Source organism: Micromonospora sp. NPDC047521 (assembly GCF_055587305.1).
The window spans coordinates 1-24546 of record NZ_JBVJGN010000014.1 but is presented as its reverse complement, the minus strand read 5'-3'; the positions used below and the strand labels follow the sequence as shown (position 1 = coordinate 24546).

Genomic DNA, 24546 nt, shown 5'->3' with positions numbered 1-24546 from the left:
CGGGACGGGTTGTTCAGCCCAGGTCGTGTTCATCCAGGCCGGTGTTGAGGACCCAGGCGAGTGGCATCGTCGCGCGCGCCACGTAGTCGCCGCCGTCCAGGCGGTGCATCGTGACGGTCTGCGCCGCATCCTGGTCTACCACCCAGTACTGGGGAATGCCCGCGGCGGCGTACTCGCTGCGCTTCGTCACCGTGTCGACCCCCTCGGAGCCGGGCGAGACGATCTCGATCACGAGGAGCACGTCCGCGACCGGCAACCAGACACCATCGGCCTGCGGCTTGCTCCAGACCACGAGGTCGGGGATTCGTCCGCCGACACCGCCGTCACGGCCAGGTATCCGCAGCCCGACGGCTTGGGCGACGCGGTCGGCCGGGACACCGCCCTGCGTGAGCCAGACCATGAGCCGGGTCGCGATGATCGCGTGGGCATATCCCGGCGGCGGCATGATCGAGACGACTCCCTCAGGGCTGATTTCGTACCGGTGGTTCTCGTCTGCGGCCATCATCGCTGTGAGGTCGTCGAGCGTCACGACCGGGGGCATATACCTGCCAACCGCCTCTGAGCTCATGGGCGCATCGTACCGTTCAACTCCGGAAACCTCTGGTGGGAGCCGCTTCGACGCTCGTTCCGTACGTGTGTCGTCGCGGCTCCTACCGCCAGTCTGCGGACTGGCAGCGGCTCCACTACTCCGAATCATTCGGTCCCGGGAACCCGGCCGAGTAGGTGGCGTCCACCAGCTCCTGAAGGTGCCGGATGACGTCAGCCTTCTGCTCGGTGTCGGGGAGTTGCCCTTCGCCGGCCTCGACCAGGCTGTCCCGCCACAGCCCGACGATCTCGCGCCGTGCCGGGGCGGGCAGATCGTCGACCCAGAGCGAACCGAGATTGTTGTCGACGATTTCCTGTAGGTGGTCGGCGGCCTGCCTGTCCGAGAGGCGAGAGATCAAGAACTCGAGCGTCCAGTCGAACAAGCCGCCCGTCGCGGTCCAGTCGACGCCGGGTTTCAGCACGATGAGGCCAGCCATCATCTCCCCACGAGGAACACTCGCGGACCGAGGCCTCGGTCCGCGACGAACTGTTCGAGCTGCGCTACCTGTGCCGGCGTGAACTTCGAGACGTCCACCGGCACCAGATCCGCCTTATCCAGGTGTCGCACTATCTGATACTGCAGTTGGGGCCATTGGCGGTCAAAGAACTGCGCCGGAAAGTTGCCCACCGCATCGTAGGTCCGCCCGGCCTCGTCGAGCCAGTCCGCCGACGACCCCACCGGAGCGCGGGTCAGCCTTACGCCCAGCTCCTGCTCCAACCGGACAGCTGTCTCTGCCTCGCCGGGCCGGAACTTCCCAGTCGCCGGATCCATTCCGAGGTCATGAATCCGTTGCTGCTCCGTCCTGAAAGAGGCGGCGGGTGTCTCGTGACGCGGATCGGATCCTGGGGTGTTTCGGTCCGGTGGCGGTTCGCCTCTCTGGAGCCGTCGGAGGAGCTGTTGGAGTCTCTCGATGAGTCCACCGAGTTGGCGGATCATCGGAATGAGTCGACGGAGGCTGGCCAGCAGTCCGCGGAGCAGCCGCGCGATCCGTGCCCCCCACGACGCGACAAGTGTCGTGACCTGTTCGGCGACGAGCGGTGCGGCGAGTCCGCCGGTGGCGACGAGTTCGCCGGCGTACACGATGAGGCGGGAGACGCAGGTGGCGATGGCGTCGCGGACGAGGAGCCGGACGGCGGCGACGAGGCCGGCGGCGCCTTCGGTGATCGCGGCCAGGGTGTCGGCGCCCTGGGCGAGCCCGATGATGGCCTGTTGCTGCTCTCCGGCCCAGGTGCGGTAGGCGGGGCCGGCGGTGCCGCCCCAGGCTGGCACGTCGGTGCGGACGGCGGCGGCCAGCCCGGTGGCGTCGTCGCGTAGCGAGGCTGCGACGGTGCGCCAGGTCTGGGCGTGGGCGGTGATCTCCGCCGGGTTGCCGGCGAGCCAGTCGAGGGCTTCGGTGAGCGGTTTGACGTGTTCGATGAGCCAGGCGATCCCGTACTGCAGGAGCGCGCCGAGGGGGTCGGAGACGAGGGCGAGGGCGTCGAGGCCGGCGCTGACCACACCGAGGGTGCCGTCGATCCAGCTGCCGGTCCGGATGCCCTGGGCGATGAGGTCGATGTCCTCGCAGATCCAGATGCCGGCCCAGGCGTGGGGAGTCGTGTCGGCGGCGGTGCCGATGAGCGGGTTGACCGTCACGGGTCAGCTCCGTGGGCGGCGCAGGCGTTGTTCGGCGCGGGCGTCGGATGCCCGGTAGCGGTCCGCGCTGACGCGTAGCCGGTCGGAGGTGTCGCGCGCGGACTCGGCTGCCGCGCCGATGCCGGCTACCAGGGTGCGCTGAAGACCGTCCAGGAGGGCGGGCATGATCGCGCAGAGCCGCCCGTACGCGTCGGCACCCAACTGGACGTGCTGGCCAGCTCGACGGGCGGTGTCGACCCGGTCGGCGAGGCGGTCGGTGTGACGGGCGTGCGCGGTGAGGTCGTCCGGATCGACGTGGAAGCCGTCAGCGTCGGGCATCCGGTTCGTCCTCGGTCGGGTCCACCCGCCGCCGGTAGGAGTCGATGACCGCCTGCCCGGTCGGGTCGCCGGCGCCGAGGGTTTCGACTGTCGCGTCGGTGACCCGCTTGAGGAGGTCGGCGTGGGCGGCGCGGGTGGTGTCGGTGATCTGCCGGGCGGTGCGGGTGGCGGGCTGCTGGCGGATCCGTTCGTCGAGGCGCAGGTCGGTCAGCAGGCCGTTCGAGTCGACCGTCACCTCGACGGCGCCGTCGGCGCTGGTGGCGGTGCCGGTGATCGGCCGCAGTCGAGTGGAGAGGGCTCGCGCGCGGGCGGCCCGCTCGGCCAGGGACGTCTCCCATTCGTCGAGGCGGCGGTCCGCCGCGTCCAACGCGGCATCATCGGCCCACACGTCGACCCCCCGGGACATCGGCGACCATCACCGCGTAACCGCCGCCACGTTACCAACCAGTGGCGCTGCGTGGTGTCCCCGCTCGGCGCGGAGGTCCGTTGACCCGGCGCCCCTTGAGGTCCCCGATCCGGCCGTGACATTCTTGGCCGTCGATTACAGGCCACGCGCGGGCCGACGCCGTCCACTGGGCAACCGGGATCCGACCACGGATCGCGGGGGACGGGCACCAGCGACAGGGCACCGGGGCCTGTCCGTCCACGAGTCCGCCCGTCCTGCGCGGGGCGCCCTGCCGGCCGGGCGACTCACCGTCGTTCACCGCGAAGGAAACCCCGCCATGCGCATCCCCCGAAGCAGGGCGACGGTGCTGGCGAGCCTGCTGCTCGCCGCGACCGCTCTCTCCGGCGTCACCCCATCGACCGCCAGCGCGACACCCGAACCGGCCGCCGTCGCGGTCACCGTCAACGCCCGCGCGGGACTGGCGACGGTGCCGGACACCGCGTTGGGCGTCAACCACGCCATCTGGGACCAGAACCTGGGCACCGCCGAGACGTCGGACCTGCTGCGCGACGCCGGCGTGCAGATGATGCGCTACCCCGGCGGCTCGTACGCCGACATCTACCGCTGGAAGGACCACACCGCGCCCGGCGGGTACGTCGCACCGAACACCGACTTCGACACCTTCATGGCCGCGGCCCGGCGGGTCGGCGCACAGCCGATGATCATCGCGAACTACGGCACCGGCACGCCCGCCGAGGCCGCCGACTGGGTGCGGTACGCCAACGTGACAAAGGGCTACGGCGCGCGCTACTGGACGGTCGGCAACGAGAACTACGGCAACGGCCACTACGGCTCGGCGTGGGAGGCGGACAACCACCCGGACAAGAGCGCCAGCCAGTACGCGCGGCTGGTCGTCGAGTACGCCGACGCCATGAAGGCTGTCGACCCGAGCATCAAGGTGGGCGCGGTGCTGACGATGCCGGGCAACTGGCCGGACGGCATCACCGCCGGCAGCGACCCGGGCCCGTGGAACCAGACGGTGCTCTCCATCGCCGGCCCGAAGATCGACTTCGTGGACGTGCACTGGTACCCAGGTGGCACCGCCGCCGAATCGCTGTCCCGCGTCAACCACCTTCCGGACGCCACCTACCTGCTCCGGCAGCAGCTCAGCCGGTACGCGGGCGCGAACGCGGACCGCATCGGCATCAGCTTCACCGAGTTGAACGTCGACGCGGGCCGGACCACCCAGCCGGCGGCGCTCTTCCTGGCCGACGTCTACAGCGGGCTGCTGGAGAGCGGCGTCTTCACCGTCCAGTGGTGGAACGTGCACAACGGGCTGGGCGCGGTGACGCAGGTCGCCGGCCAGACCGACTACGGCGACTTCGGGATGCTCTCCAGCGGCTCCTGCAACGAGGACGGCTCGGTCTGCGAACCGCCGCTGAACACGCCGTTCGCGCCGTACCACGGTCTCAGCATGATGAAGTTGTTCGCCCGGACGGGCGACCAGTTCGTGCGCGCGGGCACCGATGAGCCCCTGGTCACCGCCCACGCCGTCCGTCGGGGCAACGGCGACCTCGCCGTGCTGCTGGTGAACAAGGACCCGGACAACGACCACCCGGTGACCATCGACTACGCCGGGTTCACCCCGGCGGCAGTCGCGCCGACGGTGTCCACATTCACCAACGGCGCCACAGGCATCGCCACCAGCCAGTCCGGGTCGGCGACCAGCCGCACACTGCCGGCGTACTCGTTGACCACTATCGTGCTGCGACCGGCCGGCACGTCCGCCGGGCGCCCCTCGGCCCCGGGCCAACCCACCGCGAGCGGCGTCACCGACCGCGCCGCGACGATCACCTGGCCGGCTGCAACCCCGGGCGGCAGCCCCATCGCCAAGTACGAGGTGTACCGGCAGAACGGCGCGGTGAGCGAGCAGTTGGGCGAGACCAACGCGACCTCGTTCACCGTCGGCAACCTGGTGCCGGGCAGCAGGTACACGGTCAACGTGCTGGCCCGGGACACCGCAGGTCGGGTGTCCTGGTCCTCTCCGCCGCTCACCTTCGCCACCGGAAGCCCGACGGCCAGCGCGTGCACCGTCCGCTTCACCACCGCCAACGACTGGGGCAACGGCTACATCGGCGGCGTCGAGATCACCAACAACGGTACGAAGCCGATCAGTGGGTGGACGCTCACCTGGACCTGGCCGACCGGTTGGCAGCAGGTGAGCAGCGGCTGGAGCGCCACCTGGGAACAGGTCGGCACCGCCGTGCGGGTCACCCCGACCGACGACAACCGGCAGATCGCCCCGGGTGCGAGCGTGAGCGCCGGCTTCGTCGGTGCGTACAGCGGCCCCAACGTGCTCCCCACGGCGTTCAGCCTCAACGGCACCGTGTGCGCGACCGGCTGACGCTGCCGTCGGGTGGCCTCCCCGCCCGCTCGTCGGGCCGGTCGGCCACCCGATCAACCGGGCCGGTCCTTTCTGGTCCACGCCCGGGGGCGGACCGCTTCGGCGATCCTGCGCCGGCGCTGCCGTTCGACGGCCGCGACCGAGGCCGAGGCGTGGATCCCGGCCTGGCCGACAATGGTCGGTCGCAGATGTGGATAACCAACCATTCAAGGGCCAAATTTTGGCGGGGCCACGATAGTGAGGACCATGAGTTGGTGGCAACGGTCCCGACCTGACTACGCGGTCGACGGTGTCAAGCCGCAGCGCGTCGACGGCTGGGACGTCTTCGACGGTGACGCGTTGGCCGGGTCACCCGCGGTGGCCGAGGCCGCCGCGCGCCTGCCGCAGGATCCGGCGCTGGAGGATCTGCCGGGCTATCTGGCCGTCTCCACCAGGGACGGCCGGGAGTGGACGCTCAGCTTCGACGACGGCAAGCTCGGCGTCTTCGGCCTGTCCCGACCCGGCAGCGACCTCTTCGAGCAGGTGCTGACGGCCGCGCCGTGGACCGAGTCGGTCGAACGTGTCGACCGCGAGGTCTTCCTGTTCACCACGGCCGGGGTGCGGACGGCCGACGTGGTGCTGGCGCACTGCGTCGACGTGTGTGGTGAGGTCTTCCGCCGGCTCGGCGCATAGTCCCCATCACCCGCGCGCACGACGGAGCGCCCGCCCCCACCGTGGGGACGGGCGCTCTGTCGTGCCAGGTCCGTCAGGCGACCACGGACCGCAGCGGCACCCCGGCGTTGCGCAGCGCGCGTACCAGATCCTTCGCGAACGGGTGTTCGTCGGCCTGGAGTCCCTGCGGGTTCGGGATCACCACGTACGCCGAACCGTCCTTCACGGACACCCGGGCGTCGGTGGCGAAGCGTCCGACGATGGCCTGCGCGCGCGGCAGGTCCGCCGACGCCACCTCGACGGTGATCGGCCGCCACCCGCCGCCCAGGTCCGCCGCCACGGGCGTGGCGGCGGCGCTGGCGCGCGCCGCGTCGGTGCCCGTCGTCCGCCGGGCGTCCGGCGCGCCCGTCGGGTAGAGCAGCGCGTTGGCCACCAGGTGCAGACCATTCTCGTTGTACGCCCTAAAGAGCGGATTGAACGCGAACAGCACCGCCCGACCCGTGCCGGTCGGCTCGTCGACCACTGCCGCCGTGCCCTTCAGTGTGTCCGCGCCGACGGTGTAGCCGTTGGCCCAGAACGTGTCGTCCGTCGGGTAGGTGAGCACGTTCGTCCCGGTGGTGCTCGGGTTGAGGATCGGGTCGCTGTTGTTGAACTCGAAGTCCTCCGCCGGGCGGCCCAGGGCGACCGGGTTGTCGGTGTCCACGTCGACCCGCAGGTGCGAGCCGATCACCAGGTAGTCGGCCGGTTTGGTCTTCTCGGTGGTGGACGTGAGGCCTGCGGCGCGGGCCAGCCGGGTGCCCTCGTTGCGCAGCCCGACGTACGTGTGGCCCTGGGCGATCCAGTCCCGCAGGTTGGCCTGCCCGGTGGCGGTGAGACCGCCGGTCGGGCTGCTGCCGTCCGGGACCAGCAGCACCGTACGCCCGGTGAACGCCTCGGTGTTGTCGTTGATGTCGGCGGTGGTGACCGGCTTCAGGTCGAGGCCCCACCGCTTGCCGAGCACGTACCGGGCCTCGCCGTGCGAGCCGGAGGTGGTGGAGATGCCGGTGCCCTGGAACAGCCCGACATCCGGAAGGCTCAGCCGGGTGCCGGTGACCCGCCCCGCCGGGGTCAGGGTGACGCCGAGCGACTCGGCCAGGTCGTCGACAGTGCGGCTCACCCTGGTCGCCGCGACTGCCACCGTGTTGGTCTCCAGGTCACGCGTGAGCGGCACGTCGCTGCCCAGCAGGGTGAACGTGAACTCCGCGGCGGCCGCCGAGTCCAGCTTGTACGTGTACGAGCCCCACGGCCACGCCAACCCGCTGCGGCCGCCGGAGACCGTGCGGACCAGTTGGGCCTTCGGCCGGACGGCGTCTCCCGTGTAGAGGGCGTTGACGCCCATCAGCAGCGGGTTGCTCCAGGACGACACGTCGTAGAAGTACGGGAACGGGACGTACGGGTCCTCGCCCATGATCGCCTGGATCCAGTGCTTCTGCGGCTGGTCCATCGGGATCCAGTACGCGCCCTTGGGCACCGTCACGTTCGTGGCGCTGCGCCCGCCGAAGATCCGCGCGGTGGGCACCCGGGTGGCCTTCTGTACCTCGTACACCTCGACGTCCATCCGGCGGAGCCGCTCGACGAGCTGGCGGACGTCGGCGAGCTGCCGGTCGGGAAGCAGGAAGTACGAGCGGATGGTGACGTCCGGCACCGGGAACTGGACCTCGTTGGTGGGCTGCACCACCTCGTTCGGCTCCAGCGTGCCCGCCCGGCCCTGGGCCAGCGCGTCGGTCCAGATGTCGAAGTAGTCGCTGAGCACCTCGCGCTTGTTCGCGGCGGCCCACCCCAGCGTCGACCACTGGGTGTGGAACTGCTGCTGCACCCGGTCCGCGACAGCCGACGCGCTGCCCTTCTCGTACGTCATGCCTGCCGCGCCGAAGCCGGTCGTCGGCACGGTGTCGCCGTAGCCCATGAAGAACATGTCGTACGTGTCGTAGTTGAAGTAGCACTCGGTGGTGACGGTGTCGTCGCAGGCGCCGTTGTAGCCGAAGCCGGCCTTGTTGGCCTCGCCGATCCGGTTGATCCAGTCCACCGCCTCGCCGGCGATCTCGTGGTGGATCGGGTCGGCGTTGGGCGGGAAGAAGTACTGCCGGCCACCCATCTCGTGGGCGTCGATGAACACCTGCGGCGGGTAGCGGCGCAGCAGTTCGAGCTTGCCGTCGGTCTCCTGCTGGGTACGGGCGAACCAGTCCCGGTTCATGTCGAAGCCGAACTCGTTCTGCCGTCGCGTCGCGTCGCGGCCGTCCGGGTTCTGCGTCGGCACGATGATGGTGACCAGGTTGTCGTTGCGCCGCGCGACCTCGCAGGACAGGCCGGCGGCCAACTCGTACAGCGTCTTGAGGGCGGCGTCGGTGCCGCTCTTCTCGCCGCCGTGCACGTTCGCGGTGACCCAGACGATGGCCGGGCTGTCCTTCGCCGTCCGGGCGGCAGTGCGGGCGCTGGTCCGGCGCGGATCACGCAGGTCGCGTACGTTGTCGGCGATCTCGCGCAGCGCGGCCGGCCGGACGTTGCGCTCGGTGGACACCACCGCGTACGGCAGTGGCTGCCCGAGCACGCTTGTGGCCATCACGCCTGTGACGACGCGGTCCGAGGCGCTGTCGACGGCCCCGAGGTAGGTGCGGACCTCGTCGTTGGTGACGACCCGCTCCTGGCCCAGCCCGAGCGGGAAGCCGAGCACCGACTCCGGGGTGGGTACGCCGCTCAGCCGGGCGGTCGGGTCGGTGCTGCACCTCGATGGTGGGGCGGCGCTGGCGGCCGACGGGCCGCCGAGCAGGGGCGTCATGCCGAGCAGGAGCGCGACGGTGGCGGCGCTCGCCAGCCGCTTCGGGGGGAGGGGCCAGAACGGACGTGACGATGGGGCCATGTCTCGGGTTCCCTTCTTGGGGGAAAGCCTCGCAGTGGCCGGAGCCTATGGACGGGCGGACGGGGTGGTCAAGCCTCTGATCGACTTCGGTGACTGCGTGGGATGCCGGCGCAGGGGTCGGCTGGCAGGATGGTGGCGTGACCCGCCGTCGTCGGGAAGGAGCGCACCGTGCCGGAGGTCATCACGCTCACGGTCAGTCCGGATCTTCCGTCCGCCGACGCGCAGCGTTCGCTGGCGTCCTGGCTGCGCGCCTACGACCGGCTGCGGGACGGGGCGACGGTGACGCCGCCGAAGGGGGCGGCCGAGAGCGGCGCGGACGTGCTGCGGGTGGCGGTCGACGACGCGGGTGCCGCCATGATCCTGGTCCAGGCGGTCGCCGGTTGGCTGACCCATCGCCGCGACGACGTGACTGTGACACTCGGCCGGGCCGACGGTTGGTCCGCCGAGATGGACGTGCGTCAGGCCCGTGACATGGGCCAGGTGACCGCGCTCATCGCCGAAGCGGTGCGCGCGGTCACCCCCGGGTAGCGGCTACCAGGTCGTCAGACCGAGGCCTATCGTCTTGGTGAGCGTGGCGTTGTCGTCGTCGCCGTCGAGCGACCAGATCATCGCGCCACCCAGGCCGGTGCGGCGGATGTAGAGCATCTTCTGCAGGACGACCGCCGGATCGTCGTACGTCCAGAACGTCGTACCGTCGAAGAGCCAGGCGTGCCCGGCGCGCAGGTCGCGGTGCACGGTGTAGCCGTTGCCGGCCAGGGTCTTGAGCTTCTTGTAGTCCTCGTACCCGGCCTCGAAGGTGGCCGGCGCGGGCGCGGCGGCCGGCCCGAATAGGCCGTTGCCGCCGCCGGTGACGCCGGTCCAGCCGCGACCGTAATAGGGGATGCCCAGGACGAGCTTGTCTCGCGGCGCCCCACGGGCGATCCAGCCGTCGACGGCCACCTCGACGGAGAAGTCCGGGTTGTCCGGCGAGCCGGCCGGAACGCGCAGCGCGGACTGCTGGTTGGCCACCGCCTCCCAGCCGCCGTGGAAGTCGTACCCCTGCACTGTCGCGAAGTCCAGGTACTTGAAGATCTTGCGGCCCTCGTAGCCGGCGTCCATGGTGGCCGGGTTCGCCGGCAGGAAGGCGGTCAGCGGGTGGTGCGTGCGGGTCGTGCGCCCGTACGCGTCGAGCTGCCTGCGGAACTCGGCGAGCAGCTTGGTGAAGTTCTCCCGGTCCTGCGGGCGGATGACGTTGCCCGGCTCACCGTCCCAGTTCGGCCACTCCCAGTCCAGGTCGATCCCGTCGAAGACGCCCGCGCCGGCGCCCGGGGCGCCCGGGAGATTGCCCTTGAGGTAGAGGTCGATGCAGGACGCGACGAACGCCTTGCGGGAGGCGTCGGTGAGTGCGGCGTTCGAGAAGTACGTCGACCAGCTCCACCCGCCCAGCGAGATCAGCACCTTCAGGTCGGGGTGCTTGGCCTTGAGCTTGGCGAGCTGGCCGAAGTTGCCGTTGAGCGCCTGGCCCGGGGCGTCGGCGACGCCGTCGACGCTCTCCTCGGCCGGTACCGGACGCTGGTAGTCGGCCCACGCGTCGCCCTCGCCCGGCCCGCCGTCCAGGTAGCAGCGTCCGTCCTCGCTGACATTGCCGAAGGCGTAGTTGAGGTGGGTGAGGCGGCTCGCCGCGCCGGAGGTTTCGAGCTTCTTGACCGGGAAGGCGCGGCCGTAGATGCCCCACTGCGTGAAGTAGCCGACCCGGTGGTAGCCGGCCCGGTCGGGCTTGGCGCCCGCGCTCGCGGCAGCGGGCGGAGCAGCGGTGATCAGTAGGGTCGCCAGGGCGACGACGGCTGTGAGACGGCGGTGGCGGAGTTGTCGCATCGGCACACTCCCAGAAGAATCAATCAGATTAGTAAAGTTACTTATCTGATTGATGAAGCTAAGCCGACCACACTCGACGGTCAAGAGCCGTCCGGCCACCAGGGGCAGCGACGCCCTGACGCCAGCGGCCAGGGCGTCTAGTCGGCACCCTTCAGCCGACCTGGCTGTTGTCCTTGAGCGACCCCCAACCGTGCCACCTGTCGATCTCGATGAGGGCACTGACCCGGGCCCGCTCCCGCCGGGGGTACGCGTTGCCCGTGTAGTGCCGCGACAACCTGTCGATGTCGGCGAGATCCTCGTCGGCGCGCAGCTCGGCGACGTGCCCGATGATGCTGACGTGGGTGTACCAGCCGGCCTCGTCCAACACGGTCAGGGACACCCGTGGATCGTTGCGGACGTGCTCCAGCCGACGGCGGCTCTCGTCCATGTTCACCAGGATCCGACCGTCCTCCCACAGGTACCAGGTGGCAGCGGACACCGGCTGACCACCGTTGCGAAGCGTGGTCATGACTGCCGGATTCGGCTTGCGCAACATCTCGACCGCGGCTTCGGGAAGCGGTGGCTTGGACATACGTTCCTCCTCGCGTCAACGGTTACCCCTGCACGTTACGCACCCGGGGGCTCTGGTGCGCTCGGATGGGCGGGGCGGGAGCCGTCACCCCCGCTCACCAGGGGCGGGACGGCGCCGAGCCGCTCCCGCACGCGAGATTCGACGCCCCGTAGCCGCTCGAACATCGGTGGCCTCCGGTCGACACCGTGATCGTCGTAGACGTCGTTGAGGACCCGCTCCGAGCGGCCGACAACGAAAACCACAGAGGTGAACAGGACGACGAGCGCGCCGATCGTCGAGAGGACAGGTCCGACCAGGTAGGCGATCACCGCGGACAGGGCCGCCGTCGCCACGCAGGTCACCGCCAGGGTGACGAGAAGCCCTCGGATCCTCGTGTACGCCTGCCTGCTCCGGGGGAACATCTCCGGCTCGAGCCGGGTGACCGTGTTGAGGAAGGCCACCGCGCCGAGCAGCGCGAAGACAGCTGTGGCGATCCACCACGCCTGCGGGTTGCCCAGCAGCAGCGGTGGGACGATCTCTCCGACGCCGAGCACGACGGGCATGGCGGTGTCGCGGAACGTGGGAGTCCACCGCATGACGGTGGAGAACCACAGATACTCGTACGAGACGATCACCAGGCAGGCAAGGGTCAACGACGACTGCGCGAGCGTGGGCACCAACGGCAGCGGGCTGTCCTCGCGGGTCAGCGTCCGGACGGTCTCCACGATGAGCACGCTCAGTGCCACACCCTGGATGATGCTGATGTTCATCAGATAGCCCTGGGGGAAGATCTCGATGGACCGGTCCCGCAGGATCCGCGGGTGAAGCGGCTGCAACGGCCGTCGTCCACCGCCCTCCGACGGCGTGACGGTCGGGGTCACCTCGTCGGGGACGGCTGCGGCATTGACTGCCGCCGTCGTAAGGGGTGATCCGCCCTCGCTGAAGTAGCGGCTGGCGGAGAACGCCGTCAGCAGGGCGAAGACCGCCACGAGCACAAGCGCCGTGACCGGGACCCCGGCCGGCACCGAGGTGTTCGTCTCGGTGAACGTGATCAGCGCGGACGAGCCCAGCAGTGACGCGAAGGACAGTTGCGTGGCGAGACGCGCGACCCTCGTGACCGTGTCGAAGCGACCGGACGGTGCCCTGCGGAAGAACAGCCGCAGCAGGCATGCCGCCAGCAGGGTCGCGACGAGGGCGGCGATCGCCACCCAGTCGGGCCAGCCGTAGAAAGCCTTGTCGCCCTGCCGTTGTTCGAGATGGTCCCGCAGGCCGCTCCACATCAGCAGGACGAGCACCGTGGGAAGGTACGAAACGATTATGGTACGCATGAACCTGATCGCGGCGATGCTCAGCGAACGGCTCAGCGGCGCGTCCTCCTGAAGATCGCAGAGCAGAATGTAGATCGCGTATATCAGCATCGCTCCGGCAATGCTGAACCCCATTCCGGCCACTGTCTGCAAGCTCGCCACCCGCGCCGAGCCGACCGGCTCACCGGTCACCAGGGCGTAGTCGAGGCTGGCCGCCACCAGCCCGATGAAGGCGCTCACCAGTGGGCCGAGGCTGCGAACGACAGTCGTCGTCGCGTTACGAGCCGTCAGTTGGGTGGTGACCAGGCCGACCACGCCTGCGAAACCGAAACCGGCGAGTACGGCCGCGAGCTGCGAGTAGTAACCGGCAATAGCCGGAAGGTCGGGCACGTCCGTCGGCGACGGAGACGGCGTCATCGAACGACCTCGGTGCTTACCGGCAACTCGGACGCCTCTTGGGGCGAAATTGGGGGACGGTGATGACAGGTCCGCGCCGCGAGCACGGCGAGTACGGCCAGGAAGACGAAACTCGCCACTTCGATGAGGATCTGGAGCCCGTCAGGGAGCAGGTAGTCAGGGGGCATGCTGGCGACCGCGATCGCACCGACGACGGTCACCGCAGGGACGCCGATGGTGAGCTGTGCCATGACCCGGGCAGTCCAGGACGGCGGTGGAACGCGCGGCCTCCAAAAGGCGATCATCGTGGCTGCCGTGAGGATGCCCAGCAGCAGAGTCAGGCCGAGTCCCAGGCCGAAGGGCTCAGTGAGCGTCAGTTGGTCGCTAACGCGGCAATTCGCGGTAGCGGCGCGCCGGCACTCCTCGATGGACAGGTCCATGCTCGACCCGGCCACGAGCAGCATGGCAATCGTCGGCCCGACAGACCCCAACAGGACTCGCGCCGAAACCAGCATCGGCGCAAGGTGCGGAAACGGAGTGGCCGCCAGTGCGGTGGCGAAGAAGATGCCGAGGATGGCGAGGCAGAAGGCGGGTCCGTTGACCATCATTCCGGAGAGGGAATTACCGCTGTCCGGCGCTCCACCGGCCAGCATGCCGTACAGCAGCGCGCACACGATCAGCCCGCCCAGGGTGTTGAACAGCACCACCGTCACCTGATGGCGGACATCGGGCTGACGAGAGTCCTCACGAACTCGGCCCGACGTGGCGACGTCGTCGGGCTGTCGGGCCAGGTACGACAAGAGAGTGGTGAAGGCGAATCCCGCGAGTACTCCGGCGATCTGCGAGTAGAGGCCGGCTGTCGCGCCGACGTTGATGAAGGGCGGGGTGTCGAGCACAGTTTCCTCCCGATGGGAGCGCGGCTGCACAATGTCCGGGCAGCGTGGCATTTCTGGCCCGGTGACTCCCATCGGCTGAAGGTTCCGTCACATCCGATGATTCAGCAGGAGGCCTGTCCGGATCACGCGGAGCGCTTCCAGCCCCACGTGCCGGCTGCTAATCTGCGCGCCGCCCACGGACGGCCCGGGTCAACGGCGCCGGCCCCCCGGGGCGCGTCACGGACGGCGCCGGCCACTCGGGCGCGCCACCCACGGTGCCAGCGAGGCGGGCGTACCCGCTCGTGCGGGGATGCGCGCCGCCGGAGAGGATGGGGCCATGACCGATCCCGCACTGCCCGGACGTGTAGTCGTCACCGGCGCCACCGGCAAACTCGGCCGCGCCGTCGTCGCGCACCTGCGCGGCGTGGGCGTGGACGTCCTCGCCGTCGACCGCGCCGGCGGACGTGACCCGCGCGACGTGGACGGCGAGTTCCTGCTCGTCGACCTGACCGACTACGGGCAGGTGGTGGAGGCGTTCACCGGAGGGGCGGACGAGCACGCCGGTGGGATAGACGCGGTAGTGCACCTGGCGGCCGTACCGGCGCCCGGGTTGATGTCGAACGCGACCACGTTCGCGAACAACTCCGCAGCGACGTACAACGTCTTCGCCGCGGCCCGGGCGGCCGGGATCCGGCGGGTGGTGTGGGCGTCGAGTGAGACGGTGCTCGGGTTGCCGTTCGACACCCCGCCGCCGTACGCCCCGGTCGACGAGGCGTACACGCCGCGCCCCGAGTCGACGTACTCGTTGAACAAGGCCCTTGAGGAGGAGATGGCGCGGCACTTCTGCCGCTGGGACCCGGAGCTGGTCATGGTGGGTCTGCGCTTCTCCAACGTGATGGACGTCGAGGACTACGCCCCGTTCCCCTCCTTCGACGCCGACCCGACGCTGCGCCGGTGGAACCTGTGGGGTTACATCGACGCCCGCGACGGGGCGCAGGCGGTCGAGCGGGCCCTCGCCCACGACCAGCCGGGCGCTGACGTCTTCATCATCGCCAACGCGGACACCGTCATGACCCGCTCCAGCGCCAGCCTGATGGCCGAGGTCTACCCGGGCGTCGAGATCCGCAAGGAACTCGGCGAGCACGAGACGCTGCTCAGCATCGACAAGGCCCGCCGGGTGCTGGGGTACGAGCCGCAGCACTCCTGGCGCGACCATGTCTAGGCCCGGTCAGCGCGCCGCCTGGTAGGCGCGGCCCACGGCGGTCACCTCGCTGCCCGTTCGGAAGAGCCCGCTCCGGTCCCTGTCCGTGGCGGGAAGGCCGAACCAGGCGTACCTGTGCAGCCAGGACAGGCCGCCCAGCATCCTGGTCGCCGCGGTGAGGAACGCGGCCTGCTGCTCCTGGCTGGGGAACCGTACGCCGTCGGAGAAGTCGATCAGGGCGAACTCGGTGAGCCAGACCGGCAGCCGGTACCGGTCGTGCACCGCCTGGAGGTACGACTTGAGCTGGCTGACCGCGTTCGCGGTGGTGAAGTCGCCGCCGTACCAGTGCAGGGCGATGAAGTCGACCCGGTAGCCGCGCTGCTTCGCACCGGTCATGAAACGGTCGAGCCACTCGCCGGGCCGGTCGCCGCCCCACGCCACGGCGGGGCTGCCCAGGGCAAGGCCGGTGGCCTCCAGTTGCGGCCACAGCTCCAGCGCCCGCTCCACGCTCATGTTCGCCTGACCGCCCATGTCCGGCTCGTTGAACCCGAGGAGCTGCCGCCCGTTCGTGCTGGCCTGACGCAGATTGCTGGCGGTGACGCTCTTCGCGCCCCAGATCATCGGGACGAACTCGGCGCCCTTCGGGCTGGTGACGCCCGGGTGGGCGACGTCCCAGGTGTAGTACCAACTCGCCCCGGAGCCTGCCAGCGCCCGGTCGACCCCGTCGAAGGTCCACACCCCGACGCCCTTGCGCCTGGACGTCACCCCGGCCGCCGTCGCGGCGGCCGGGCGTCCCGCCGTGGGCTTCGCCGTCGTGGGCGTCGGGACCGCCGTCGTCGGGCTCGCCGTCGCGGCAGGACTGGTCGGTGCGGGTGGGCCGGCCGCCGCGACGGCGGGCGGCGGCGTGTCGAGCGCCTGCGTCGCCGCCGGGGCCGGCGCGGGACCGGCGGGCTGGACCACGACGATCACCACGGCAACGAGTACGGCCACCGCGACGGCGACGGCGAACGGCCACAGCAACAGCGGTCCCCGTCGGGGTTTCGCGTGGACGCCCCGGGTCGCCTTCGCGGCGTCCGACTCACCCGGGTTGGTTGCGCGCATCGTCTCGGCTCCTTCGTCAGGTGTTCTCATCCGGCCGGCGGGCTGGTGGATCAACGCCCTCCCCTCAGGAGACCGGCGGTTCGCGCCGGGATAACGGTTTCTGGTGCCGTCCCGGGCTACCGTCGGCGTCCACGGTGCGGTTCGCGTCCTCGGCGGACGCGAACCGGCTTCCACAACAGGGGGAGACGCTCGGATGAACTGGACGCTGGAAGTGGTGGTCGTACCGGTTTCGGACGTGGACCGGGCCAAGGAGTTCTACGCCGACCGGCTCGGCTTCGTCGTGGACCACGACACAGTCATCAACGACGAGGCGCGGATCGTGCAGTTGACGCCGCCCGGCTCGGGCTGCTCGGTCGTCATCGGCAGGGGAGTGGTGCCCGACATGCCGCCCGGGTCGCTCAAGGGGCTGCAACTGGTGGTGCCCGACCTGCGGCAGGCTCGCGCCGAGCTGCTGGAACGCGGTGTCGAGGTCAGCGAGATCCAGGTGGTGGGAGCCAATCCGCGGCCGGTGCCGGACCCGTTGGACAACGTGGGATTCATCTTCTTCGCCGACCCGGACGGCAACGCCTGGGGGGTGCAGCAGATCTCCAGTCGGGCCTGAATTCCCCCCGCTGTCCGCATACCCGCTGAGATCGTCGGCTTCCTCGATAAAATCGCTCAAAAGGGACCAGGCGGCGAGGAGGGCTCGGGGCGATGATGCGCGCCCGGATGCGCGGCCTCGGTGACAGTCGGAGCCCGCGCTCGGCGACCGTCCTGGAACTGCTGTTCGACATCGTCTACGTGTTCGCGCTCGCCCGCCTCGCCGGGCGGGTCGCGGACGACCTGACAATCGTCCGGCACACGCTGCTGTCGGAGGCCGGCCAGACGCTGCTGTTCTTCACGGCGATGTGGATGATCTGGTCCCTGAACGCCCTGCTGGCCAGCACCTACGATCCCCGGCGTGTCGATCTCCAGGTCGTCCTGCTGGCCACCATGTTCGGCACGCTGGTACTGGCCGTCTCGTTGCCGCAGGCGTTCGGCCAGCGCGGCGTGATCTTCGCGGCCACGTACGTGATCATCCAGGTCGGCAGACCTCTCTACCTGTCGTTCGCCCTGCGGGGCCATCCGGGCCGCGCGTTCGCGATCCGGGTGCTGACCTGGCACGTGGTGTCCGGCGTGCTCTGGATCAGCGGCGGTATCAGCGGAGGCCTCGGCCGAGGCGTCTTCTGGTCCCTCGCCCTCGCCCTCGAACTCATCGGCGCGTCCACCAACTGGCCGCTGCCCCGGTTCGGCCGTGAGCCGGTCAGCAGCACGGTCACCGTCTCACAGGAGCATCTCGCCGAGCGGTACAACCAGTTCTTCATGATCGCGCTCGCCGAGGTGGTGCTCGAAGCCGGCGCCGCTGTGAGCTTCCCGGGCTTCTCGTTCGAGCGGACCGTCACCCTCGTCGCCGCGTTCGTGGCGACGGTCTCGTTCTGGCGGATCTACTTCTACCATGTCGGGCCCGGTCGGCACGCGACCTCCAGCGCCGCGGGGGACGGGATCCGGCTGTCCCGCTGGGCGAGCTACAGCCTGCTGTTCATCGTCGGTGGCATCATCTGCACCGCCGTCGGCTTCGGCCAGGTCATCGAGGACCCGCATCCGCCCATCGACTGGGCTCTGGTGGTCATCATCTTCGGCGGTCCGGTGCTGTTCCTGCTCGGGCGCAGCTACCTGGAGGAGGCGACCCCCGTCGCGCCGCACTGCCGGATGTTGTCCATCGGCGCGCTGGCGCTGGCCGTGGCGGCGGTGCCCACCGTGTTCCTTCCGCCGGTCGCCGTGGCAGGCGCGGCGGCACTGATCCTGGCCGTGATCGCGGTCCTCGACGGGCAGGCGCACCAACGCGGCTCGGAGACCAACCCGACGCTGTGAGCCGGGGCCGACAGACCCGTCGCGCGCCCGGTATCGTGTCGGGCACGCCGTCGAGCCGGGAGGAGGTCAGAACAATGTCCGATGTTCTGCGCCCCCTCCGCGCCCCGGCGTCCACGCGGATCTGACCCGGGGCGCTCGCTCTCCGGAGGACCAAACCATGACCGACCTGGTCATCCGTCCGCTCGTCGCGGGCGAGGAAAATCTGTTCGACTCGATGCCCGATCCGCTGCCGTACCTGCGTCAGGTCGCCTACGCCGACGGGATCGCCGGCGGCGGCTACCGGCCCGAGACCACCTGGGTCGCCCTGCGGGCCGGCCGGGCGGTCGCCCGGGCGGCCTGGCTCCTCCCACCGGGTGCCGTCGGCGCCCCCTGGCTGGAGCGATTCGACCTGGACGCCGAGCCGGAGGTGGGGGCCGAGCTGCTGCGCGCCGCCCACGAGGCGCTGGGCGGCCCCACCCGGTACTACGCGGCCCTGCCGGCGCACTGGCGACGCCGACCGGAGGTGCTGGCCGTGGTCCGGGCTCCGATGGAGGCGGCCCGCCTCGCCGGCCTTGTCGAACGGGGGGAACGGCTCAGGTGCTCCTGGACGGGCACGCCCCTGCCGGCGTCCTCCGGACGGTACGACTTCCGCCCGCCCGCCGACCCGGCGGAGATCAACGAGCTGGTCGCCCGGATCGCCGAGCCGGACGTGCTGACCGGGGTCGAGATCGCCCAGGCGGTCGGCGGCGTCGACCTGGCCACCGACCCGCTGGCCTGGCTGGGCGAGGCGGTGCGGGGGTGGCGCGTCGCTTCGGCGGCCGGTGAACCGGTGGGCCTGGTCGGAACGGCCGGGGACGCCTGCTACCCGCTGCTGGCCTATCTCGGCCTCCGCGACGAGGCCGCCCGACCCGAGCTGCTGGCCGAGGCGGTCCGGGTGCTCGCCGCCGGTGGCGCCCGCGAAGTGATCGCCGACGTGGACGCCCACCGGGTGTCGGTGCTGGCGGAGCTGGAACGCACCGGCTTCCGGCAACTGCGCGCGCGGGTGCTGTTCGCGCCGGCCGACGAGGGCTGACCAGTTGGGGGTGCGCCCTGTCACCAGGGCGCACCCCTGGACCGGCCAGCCCCGCGTGCGCTGCCAGGATCTGACCCGTGCCGGAGATCATCGCACTCGTCGTCGGCGTCCTGGCGCTGCTCGGGACGTCGGTCGCCGGGCTGTACCTCTGGCCGCTGGACCGCCACCATGCCGCCGGCACCTCAGGGCAGCGCCTCGACTTCGCCGACGCCGTACGCGCCGCGGAGACCGTCATGTCGGCCGACGCCGACGATCCGCGGGTCCGACCGGAATCCCACAGCCGCCTGCTGAGCCACGGCCGCCGCACCACCCGGGCCGTGCTGCTGCTGCACGGCTACACCCTCGCGCCCGAGCAGTACGACGAGCTGGCCCGGGAGTTCTTCGACCGCGGCTACAACGTCTGGATTCCCCGCGCCCCGCAGCACGGCACTGTCGACAGCGCCCATCACCGGGTCGGCGCGGTCGAGCTGACCGCGTACGCCGACGAGGCCCTGCGCGTCGTGGCGGGCCTCGGGGACGAGGTGGGTGTCGTGGGCATCTCCGGTGGAGCGGTGCTTGCCGCCCGGCTCGCGCAGGTCCACTGTGACGTCGTGCGGCATCTCCTGCTGCTGTCGCCGTTCTTCGGCCCGCACCCGCGCCAGGCGCCGGCGTTCGCGGTCAGACCGCTGATCGTGCTGTACGGGCGTCGCCTCCTGGCCGACCGTGTCACCTCGCGCGGCTACTCCCTGTCCGCCGTCACCCAGTACCTGACGATCGCGCGTGGCCTGCCGAAACCTGCGCGTCGGACCGGTCTGGCGAGCGCGGCGGTCGCGATCAGCCCGCTCGACGCCGTGGTGGACCCGACCGCGGCGGTGACCGTGGCGCGTCGGATCGCCGACGCGAACGCCGTCCCGCTGCGGGTGTACCTGCTGCCCGAGGCGCTGGGTGTCGGCCACAACACCCTCGACCTCGGGGCCCTCGGGGCCGAGGGTGACGAACTGCGCCGGCGGTACGTCGCGCTCTACGAGGGGGAGTCGACGCAGACCGCCACTGCCACCCGGCGGTGACCACGTGCGGGCGCCGAACGCGGCCACGACCTGCTCTGCGGGTCGTGACCGCGGGGCCGGCCGCGTGCCCCGGGCATCCCTAGCTCGTGGGCTCGGCCGCGCCGTTGAACACAGGCGGGGTGTAGCCGGCCGGCTTGTCGCCGATGCCGAGGCCGGGGCTGACCACCCAGGACTGGTACTGCGGGGTGAACATGCCGTACGGCATCCCGAGCCGCGGGGCGCTGGCCTCGTCGAGCCGTCGACGGGCGTCGGCCGGGATCTCGAAGTCGAGCGCGTCCATGTTGCCGGCCAGCTGCTCGGGGCTGCTCGCCCCGATGACCACCGAGCCGACGGCCGGTTGGGTGGCCACCCAGTTGATCGCCACCTGCGCCATGCTGCGACCCAGGTCGGCGGCCACGCTCTCCAACGCGTCGATGACCTGCCAGTCGCCGGGGCTGATCTGCCGGCCCGCGGCGGCGGGGTTGGTCAACCGGCCGGTCCCCGTCATGCCCTCCGCGGTCCGCCGGTACTTGCCGCTGAGCAGGCCGCCGCCGATCGGGCTCCACGCGGTGAGCCCCATCCCCAGGGTCTGCGCCATCGACACGAACTCCGCCTCGATCTCCCGGGAGACCAGGGAGTACGGCAGCTGCACGGTGACCATGGGAGCCAGCCCGTGCGTCTCGGCGTAGCTCTGCGCCCGAGCCGCGTACCAGGCCGGCACGTCGGAGAGCCCGGCGTACCGGATCCTGCCGGCGCGTACCAGGTCGTCGAAGGTGTGCACGACGTCCTCGACCGGGGTGATCCGGTCCCAGGTGTGCAGCAGGTACAGGTCGATGTAGTCGGTGCCGAGCCGGCTCAGCGACGCCTCGACGGCCCGCATGATGTGCTTGCGGCCGTTGCCGCTGGCGTTCGGGTCGGTCGGGTCGACGGTGTTTGTGGCCTTGCTGGTGAGGACGAGCCGTTCGCGTACGCCGGCCCGGTCGATGAGGCGGCCGAGGATCGTCTCGCTCTCCCCGGCGGTGTAGAAGTCCGCCGTGTCGATGAGGTTCCCGCCCGCCTCCAGGTACCGGCGGAAGATCGGTTCGGCCTCCTCCTCGGTCCTGCCGTACGCCGCGTGGAAGCCGCCGGTGCCGAAGTTCATGGTGCCCAGCGCCAGCCGGCTCACCCGTAGACCGGACCGGCCGAGCAGGTAGTAGTGGTTCATCGTGGTGCCTCCCGACTGTGGTGTCGGCCCGCAGCGGACCGCGTCACAGACCTTTGCTCGGCAAAAATGGACCCGCAAGTCCAGAACCCGCGCTAGGGTCGGCCCATGACACGCGCGCTGACCCGCAAGGGCGAGGCGACGCGCGCGCGGATCGTCGTCGGCGCGGCCGCCGAGATCCGCGAGCGCGGCGTCGACGAGGTACGCCTCGAGGACGTGATGGCCGCCACCGGCACCAGCAAGGGTCAGCTGTTCCACTACTTCCCCGAAGGGAAGGAGGAGCTGCTGCTCGCGGTGGCCGAGCACGAGGCCGACCAGGTGCTCGTCGACCAGGAACCGATGCTCAGCAACCTGACCTCCTGGCCGGTCTGGCTGGCCTGGCGGGACCGGCTGATCGAGCGCTACCGCGCCCAGGGGGTGAAGTGCCCGCTCAACGGTCTGCTCGGCCAGACCGGCCGGCGGGCGCCTGGCGCGCAGGCGATCGTGACCGGGCTGATGTGGCGCTGGCAGACGGCGATCACCGAGGGCATTCGGCACATGCAGTCGACCGGGGACATCGGCCCGGACGTGGACGCCGACCGCGCCGCGGCGGCCCTGCTCGCCGGCATCCAGGGCGGCGTACTCCTGCTGCTCTCCACCGGGAGGACCGACCACCTGGAAGCGGCCCTCGACCTCACCATCGACTCGCTGGGCGAGCGCGCGGCAAGCCGGCAGCCAGGGAAGGCATGACGATGAATAGGAACGAGCCCCGTCCACCGCTGGTGCTGCCGCACGGCCTCACCTTCGACAGGCGACAGTGGGGCCCGGTCCGGCGCGAACTCGCGCTTATCGACAGTGCCCGGCAGGTGCTCGCCCTCGACCTGCCCGGTCACGGCGATTCACCCCGGCGGGCGTCCTACCGGATGGCGGAGGTCGCCGAGGTCGTGCACGACCAGGTGGCGGCGGAGGGCCTCGCCCAGCCGGTCGTGGTCGGCACGGCCGGGCGTGCGGCGAACGGGCGGAGTCCGAGCCGAGGCGTTCATGCCGGTCGCGTCGGCGCCGGTGGGCGGTCGAGCCGGTCGAGGCGTGCGAGATCGGCCGTGCCGGCCCGGACGACGGCGGTGGCCATCGCGGTGGTGCCCTGGTGGACGCCGCCCTGCTGCTCGGCTGTGGCGACCCGGACGGACTGCGCGAGGTGCGCGCGCAGATGCGCGGCGAGCAGCCGCTGAAAGGGCGTGCCGGTCGCCGACCGCAGCGCGGCCAGCTCATCGACGGTGATCATGCCGGGCATGTCGTGGCCCTCGTGCGGGTTCGTCGCCGGCGCGCCGGAGTCGGCCAGAAGCTGGTGGGACCGTGCCAGGTCGGTGCCACTGCCGGCCCGCATCTGCGCGGCCAGGCGCCGCCACGCGGGGTCGGTGGTACGGCTCGGCACCAGGTCCAGTACCGGGAGCAGCCGTTGCGCCATCGCGACCGTCAGTTGCAGCCAGGCGATGTCGGTGGCGCTGAACGGCCCGGCGGTGCCAGTGGCCGGCGCTGTGGACACCACACCCGTGGACGGTGGCGCGCTGGCGTCGGCGGCCGGTGTGCCGGTGGTGCACCCGGAGACGAGCGTCACCGCCACGAGCAGCGCGATCCGGACTCGCATACCGCCTCCTTCCGCCCGAGCCGGCGGGCCCGGTCGTGACCGGACCCGCCGCCTCGGGTGCGACCGGTCGGCTCAGATCGGCCGGCCGTCGTGACCGCACTTGATGACCGGGCGGATGCAGTCCTGGACCCGGCGGGCCATCTCCGCCACCGGCCAGGCGTTGAAGAAGTCGCCGTGCATGGTGTAGCCCGGCCCGGAGGCCAACCGGAAGTGCGACGGGTCACCGCTGACCGGGTACCGCAGAACCTGGCGCAACTTCGGCACGTGCACCGGGTGGGTGCTCGGGCAGGCCTGGTTCACCGGGTACGCCAGGTGGCTCTTGTGGTCCGGCGAGTCCAGGTCCCGGCCGTTCCAGCACTGCGGGAAGTCCAGGTACGACTCCAGCATCGTGCCGGCCGGGCAGTTGACGAAGTCCTTCGACGGTGGCACCTGTCCGGCGTGCAGACAGGACCAGCGGGCGATGCTGTCGTTCGGCCCGGTGGCCTTCGCGTTGCCGGCGACCAAACGAAGACCCTGCGGGAACGGCTGGGTGTTCGCGACGACGTCTGCACGGACGCCCTCACCCAGGTAGTAGAACGTGGCGATCGCCGGCTCCACCGCGACGTTGTCCCGGTACAGGGTCGGCACCCAGTACGACGAGACGTCCACCCGCGGGTTGCAGGTGGTGGGGGAGGTGACCAGGTCCGGGAGCGTGGTGTTGGCGTTCGTCACCGTGCTGCCGAAGAAGCTGTGCATGTGCGAGGCGCCGGGCAGCCGGGGAAAGACGATCGGGTCGTCCGGCAGCCGGTGGCTGTAGGTGCAGTCGGCGGGGAACTCGGCAACCCGGATGACGTTCGCGACCGGGGCGGCGTCGGCCCGGTCGGTGGCGGAGACCAGGTACGTGCCGAGCAGTGCCAGCAGGGCGCCGATCGCCGTGGCGAGGCGCAGTCGGCGGGGGATGCCGGATAGGGGTGCGGCCCTGTCCATCTTGTGACTCCTGTCGGGAGGCCGGGTCAGGGACAGCTCCGGTGCCGCCGCCGAAGACAGCGGAGTGTCCTGGCCAGACGTGGTGGTGGCCTGTTGAGCCCGTGCTAAGAGAGCGCTCTCTCTCGTCGTCCAGCCTCACCGCTATGTCGATTCTTGTCAATACGTGCCGCAGTTGGTGGAAATGACGACGAAGGGCCGGACCCCTGGTGGGGTCCGGCCCTTCGCTTCGTAACCTGGTGTGGGGGTCAGCTGGTGGCGTAGCCGCGGGTGGCGATCCAGTCGGCGAGGTGCTCGACGGTGACCTCGTAGGAGGCGGTGTTCGGGTCGGCCGAGTCGGCGATCTTCACCGTCTGGCCGTTGTCGCGGTAGCCGACGACGCTGATGTAGTGCCCGCCCTCGAAGGAGTGCACGCCGCCGTCGGTGTCGGTGGTGGTGCCGGCGATGTTGGCGACCACGGCCCGACCCTGGTCGACGGTCTTGACGATGTCGGCGCGCAGCGTGTCGGTCTGCTTGTCGTCCGCCGCCGGGGTGGAGATTGCCACCGACCGGTAGGCGTCGTTCTTACCGGTCTCCTTGTTCAGCACCGGGGTGATGTCGTTGATGGAGTTGGTGCCGGCCTCGGTGGTGCCCATC

At 70.7% G+C, this 24546-nt stretch carries 24 protein-coding genes and 1 pseudogene; 10 read left to right on the top strand and 15 right to left on the bottom strand.

Going from position 1 to position 24546, the window contains the following annotated elements:
* Positions 1-13 precede the first annotated feature (13 nt).
* The 5 genes from ACZ6N8_RS25615 to ACZ6N8_RS25595 all read right to left on the bottom strand — a co-directional run bounded on the left by ACZ6N8_RS25615 (position 14) and on the right by ACZ6N8_RS25595 (position 2942).
* Positions 14-529, bottom strand: a complete 516-nt coding sequence (locus tag ACZ6N8_RS25615; RefSeq protein ID WP_466013056.1) for a Uma2 family endonuclease — start codon at positions 527-529, stop codon at positions 14-16.
* Between the two features lie 154 nt (positions 530-683).
* Positions 684-1022, bottom strand: a complete 339-nt coding sequence (locus ACZ6N8_RS25610; RefSeq protein ID WP_466013055.1) for a hypothetical protein — start codon at positions 1020-1022, stop codon at positions 684-686.
* The gene (locus ACZ6N8_RS25605; protein ID WP_466013054.1) at positions 1022-2218 is read right to left on the bottom strand and encodes a WXG100-like domain-containing protein; all 1197 of its coding nucleotides are present in this window, start codon (positions 2216-2218) and stop codon (positions 1022-1024) included. Before ACZ6N8_RS25605 ends, ACZ6N8_RS25610 begins: the two co-directional genes overlap by 1 nt.
* Positions 2219-2221: 3 nt before the next feature.
* A complete protein-coding gene (locus ACZ6N8_RS25600; RefSeq protein ID WP_466013053.1) occupies positions 2222-2536 on the bottom strand; it encodes a type VII secretion target in 315 nt (104 codons plus the stop codon).
* Positions 2523-2942, bottom strand: coding sequence for a YbaB/EbfC family nucleoid-associated protein (locus tag ACZ6N8_RS25595; protein WP_466013052.1), 420 nt, complete (start codon positions 2940-2942; stop codon positions 2523-2525). Before ACZ6N8_RS25595 ends, ACZ6N8_RS25600 begins: the two co-directional genes overlap by 14 nt.
* A gap of 316 nt (positions 2943-3258) precedes the next feature.
* On the opposite strand from ACZ6N8_RS25595, the gene ACZ6N8_RS25590 reads away from it, so the two are divergent.
* Positions 3259-5325: a cellulose binding domain-containing protein gene (locus tag ACZ6N8_RS25590; protein ID WP_466013051.1), complete on the top strand. Its 2067-nt coding sequence runs from the start codon at positions 3259-3261 to the stop codon at positions 5323-5325.
* Between the two features lie 246 nt (positions 5326-5571).
* Positions 5572-5997 (top strand): hypothetical protein, encoded by a 426-nt coding sequence (locus ACZ6N8_RS25585; RefSeq protein WP_466013050.1) that lies wholly within the window; start codon positions 5572-5574, stop codon positions 5995-5997.
* A gap of 73 nt (positions 5998-6070) precedes the next feature.
* Here ACZ6N8_RS25585 and ACZ6N8_RS25580 read toward each other — a convergent pair whose 3' ends face one another.
* A complete protein-coding gene (locus ACZ6N8_RS25580) occupies positions 6071-8872 on the bottom strand; it encodes a M14 family zinc carboxypeptidase (RefSeq protein WP_466013049.1) in 2802 nt (933 codons plus the stop codon).
* Between the two features lie 168 nt (positions 8873-9040).
* Here ACZ6N8_RS25580 and ACZ6N8_RS25575 point away from each other — a divergent pair, with 168 nt between their 5' ends.
* Positions 9041-9400 (top strand): effector-associated constant component EACC1, encoded by a 360-nt coding sequence (locus ACZ6N8_RS25575; protein WP_466013048.1) that lies wholly within the window; start codon positions 9041-9043, stop codon positions 9398-9400.
* A 3-nt stretch (positions 9401-9403) separates the two neighbouring features.
* Here the strand turns inward: ACZ6N8_RS25575 and ACZ6N8_RS25570 are convergent, their stop codons facing one another.
* The 4 genes from ACZ6N8_RS25570 to ACZ6N8_RS25555 form a co-directional block, all read right to left on the bottom strand.
* Positions 9404-10726, bottom strand: a complete 1323-nt coding sequence (locus tag ACZ6N8_RS25570; protein WP_466013047.1) for a glycoside hydrolase family 18 protein — start codon at positions 10724-10726, stop codon at positions 9404-9406.
* A gap of 151 nt (positions 10727-10877) precedes the next feature.
* Positions 10878-11297, bottom strand: coding sequence for a PPOX class F420-dependent oxidoreductase (locus ACZ6N8_RS25565; protein ID WP_354828129.1), 420 nt, complete (start codon positions 11295-11297; stop codon positions 10878-10880).
* 35 nt (positions 11298-11332) lie between these two features.
* Positions 11333-13000: a hypothetical protein gene (locus tag ACZ6N8_RS25560; protein ID WP_466013046.1), complete on the bottom strand. Its 1668-nt coding sequence runs from the start codon at positions 12998-13000 to the stop codon at positions 11333-11335.
* Positions 12997-13875 carry a hypothetical protein gene (locus tag ACZ6N8_RS25555; RefSeq protein ID WP_466013045.1) on the bottom strand — a complete coding sequence of 293 codons (879 nt, stop codon included), beginning with the start codon at positions 13873-13875 and terminating at the stop codon, positions 12997-12999. Before ACZ6N8_RS25555 ends, ACZ6N8_RS25560 begins: the two co-directional genes overlap by 4 nt.
* A gap of 316 nt (positions 13876-14191) precedes the next feature.
* On the opposite strand from ACZ6N8_RS25555, the gene ACZ6N8_RS25550 reads away from it, so the two are divergent.
* Positions 14192-15076, top strand: a complete 885-nt coding sequence (locus tag ACZ6N8_RS25550; protein WP_466013044.1) for an NAD-dependent epimerase/dehydratase family protein — start codon at positions 14192-14194, stop codon at positions 15074-15076.
* 6 nt (positions 15077-15082) lie between these two features.
* On the opposite strand, the gene ACZ6N8_RS25545 is transcribed toward ACZ6N8_RS25550, so the two are convergent.
* Positions 15083-16156 carry a glycoside hydrolase family protein gene (locus ACZ6N8_RS25545; RefSeq protein WP_466013043.1) on the bottom strand — a complete coding sequence of 358 codons (1074 nt, stop codon included), beginning with the start codon at positions 16154-16156 and terminating at the stop codon, positions 15083-15085.
* A 193-nt stretch (positions 16157-16349) separates the two neighbouring features.
* Here ACZ6N8_RS25545 and ACZ6N8_RS25540 point away from each other — a divergent pair, with 193 nt between their 5' ends.
* The 4 genes from ACZ6N8_RS25540 to ACZ6N8_RS25525 all read left to right on the top strand — a co-directional run bounded on the left by ACZ6N8_RS25540 (position 16350) and on the right by ACZ6N8_RS25525 (position 20143).
* Positions 16350-16757: a VOC family protein gene (locus tag ACZ6N8_RS25540; protein ID WP_466013042.1), complete on the top strand. Its 408-nt coding sequence runs from the start codon at positions 16350-16352 to the stop codon at positions 16755-16757.
* 92 nt (positions 16758-16849) lie between these two features.
* The gene (locus tag ACZ6N8_RS25535; RefSeq protein ID WP_466013041.1) at positions 16850-18046 is read left to right on the top strand and encodes a low temperature requirement protein A; all 1197 of its coding nucleotides are present in this window, start codon (positions 16850-16852) and stop codon (positions 18044-18046) included.
* Between the two features lie 157 nt (positions 18047-18203).
* Positions 18204-19097 (top strand): acetyltransferase, encoded by an 894-nt coding sequence (locus ACZ6N8_RS25530; RefSeq protein ID WP_466013040.1) that lies wholly within the window; start codon positions 18204-18206, stop codon positions 19095-19097.
* 77 nt (positions 19098-19174) lie between these two features.
* On the top strand, positions 19175-20143 hold the full coding sequence (locus ACZ6N8_RS25525; protein ID WP_466013039.1) for an alpha/beta hydrolase: 969 nt from the start codon (positions 19175-19177) through the stop codon (positions 20141-20143).
* Between the two features lie 79 nt (positions 20144-20222).
* Here ACZ6N8_RS25525 and ACZ6N8_RS25520 read toward each other — a convergent pair whose 3' ends face one another.
* A complete protein-coding gene (locus tag ACZ6N8_RS25520; protein ID WP_466013038.1) occupies positions 20223-21326 on the bottom strand; it encodes an aldo/keto reductase in 1104 nt (367 codons plus the stop codon).
* Positions 21327-21431: 105 nt separating this feature from the next.
* Here ACZ6N8_RS25520 and ACZ6N8_RS25515 point away from each other — a divergent pair, with 105 nt between their 5' ends.
* Together ACZ6N8_RS25515 and ACZ6N8_RS25510 are read left to right on the top strand one after the other, a co-directional pair.
* Positions 21432-22052, top strand: coding sequence for a TetR/AcrR family transcriptional regulator (locus ACZ6N8_RS25515; RefSeq protein ID WP_466013037.1), 621 nt, complete (start codon positions 21432-21434; stop codon positions 22050-22052).
* Positions 22049-22288: pseudogene (locus tag ACZ6N8_RS25510) on the top strand (alpha/beta fold hydrolase); the annotation flags it as partial. The gene ACZ6N8_RS25515 and the pseudogene ACZ6N8_RS25510, both read left to right, overlap by 4 nt.
* A 53-nt stretch (positions 22289-22341) precedes the next feature.
* Here ACZ6N8_RS25510 and ACZ6N8_RS25505 read toward each other — a convergent pair.
* The 3 genes from ACZ6N8_RS25505 to ACZ6N8_RS25495 all read right to left on the bottom strand — a co-directional run.
* Complete coding sequence (locus ACZ6N8_RS25505; protein ID WP_466013036.1) at positions 22342-22947, bottom strand: DUF305 domain-containing protein; 606 nt, start codon at positions 22945-22947, stop codon at positions 22342-22344.
* A gap of 72 nt (positions 22948-23019) precedes the next feature.
* Entirely contained in the window at positions 23020-23913 is an 894-nt protein-coding gene (locus ACZ6N8_RS25500) for a DUF1996 domain-containing protein (protein WP_466013035.1), read from the bottom strand.
* A 245-nt stretch (positions 23914-24158) separates the two neighbouring features.
* On the bottom strand, positions 24159-24546 hold a 388-nt coding region (locus ACZ6N8_RS25495), incomplete at its 5' end, for a C39 family peptidase (RefSeq protein ID WP_466013034.1).

Excerpts from the sequence above, each read along its gene's own strand:
- ACZ6N8_RS25610 (WP_466013055.1), bottom strand. The coding sequence starts at position 1,022 with ATGGCTGGCCTCATCGTGCTGAAACCCGGCGTCGACTGGACCGCGACG.
- ACZ6N8_RS25600 (WP_466013053.1), bottom strand. The coding sequence starts at position 2,536 with ATGCCCGACGCTGACGGCTTCCACGTCGATCCGGACGACCTCACCGCG.
- ACZ6N8_RS25595 (WP_466013052.1), bottom strand. The coding sequence starts at position 2,942 with ATGTCCCGGGGGGTCGACGTGTGGGCCGATGATGCCGCGTTGGACGCG.
- ACZ6N8_RS25590 (WP_466013051.1), top strand. The coding sequence starts at position 3,259 with ATGCGCATCCCCCGAAGCAGGGCGACGGTGCTGGCGAGCCTGCTGCTC.
- ACZ6N8_RS25585 (WP_466013050.1), top strand. The coding sequence starts at position 5,572 with ATGAGTTGGTGGCAACGGTCCCGACCTGACTACGCGGTCGACGGTGTC.
- ACZ6N8_RS25580 (WP_466013049.1), bottom strand. The coding sequence starts at position 8,872 with ATGGCCCCATCGTCACGTCCGTTCTGGCCCCTCCCCCCGAAGCGGCTG.
- ACZ6N8_RS25570 (WP_466013047.1), bottom strand. The coding sequence starts at position 10,726 with ATGCGACAACTCCGCCACCGCCGTCTCACAGCCGTCGTCGCCCTGGCG.
- ACZ6N8_RS25565 (WP_354828129.1), bottom strand. The coding sequence starts at position 11,297 with ATGTCCAAGCCACCGCTTCCCGAAGCCGCGGTCGAGATGTTGCGCAAG.
- ACZ6N8_RS25560 (WP_466013046.1), bottom strand. The coding sequence starts at position 13,000 with ATGACGCCGTCTCCGTCGCCGACGGACGTGCCCGACCTTCCGGCTATT.
- ACZ6N8_RS25550 (WP_466013044.1), top strand. The coding sequence starts at position 14,192 with ATGACCGATCCCGCACTGCCCGGACGTGTAGTCGTCACCGGCGCCACC.
- ACZ6N8_RS25545 (WP_466013043.1), bottom strand. The coding sequence starts at position 16,156 with ATGCGCGCAACCAACCCGGGTGAGTCGGACGCCGCGAAGGCGACCCGG.
- ACZ6N8_RS25540 (WP_466013042.1), top strand. The coding sequence starts at position 16,350 with ATGAACTGGACGCTGGAAGTGGTGGTCGTACCGGTTTCGGACGTGGAC.
- ACZ6N8_RS25535 (WP_466013041.1), top strand. The coding sequence starts at position 16,850 with ATGATGCGCGCCCGGATGCGCGGCCTCGGTGACAGTCGGAGCCCGCGC.
- ACZ6N8_RS25530 (WP_466013040.1), top strand. The coding sequence starts at position 18,204 with ATGACCGACCTGGTCATCCGTCCGCTCGTCGCGGGCGAGGAAAATCTG.
- ACZ6N8_RS25520 (WP_466013038.1), bottom strand. The coding sequence starts at position 21,326 with ATGAACCACTACTACCTGCTCGGCCGGTCCGGTCTACGGGTGAGCCGG.
- ACZ6N8_RS25515 (WP_466013037.1), top strand. The coding sequence starts at position 21,432 with ATGACACGCGCGCTGACCCGCAAGGGCGAGGCGACGCGCGCGCGGATC.
- ACZ6N8_RS25505 (WP_466013036.1), bottom strand. The coding sequence starts at position 22,947 with ATGCGAGTCCGGATCGCGCTGCTCGTGGCGGTGACGCTCGTCTCCGGG.
- ACZ6N8_RS25500 (WP_466013035.1), bottom strand. The coding sequence starts at position 23,913 with ATGGACAGGGCCGCACCCCTATCCGGCATCCCCCGCCGACTGCGCCTC.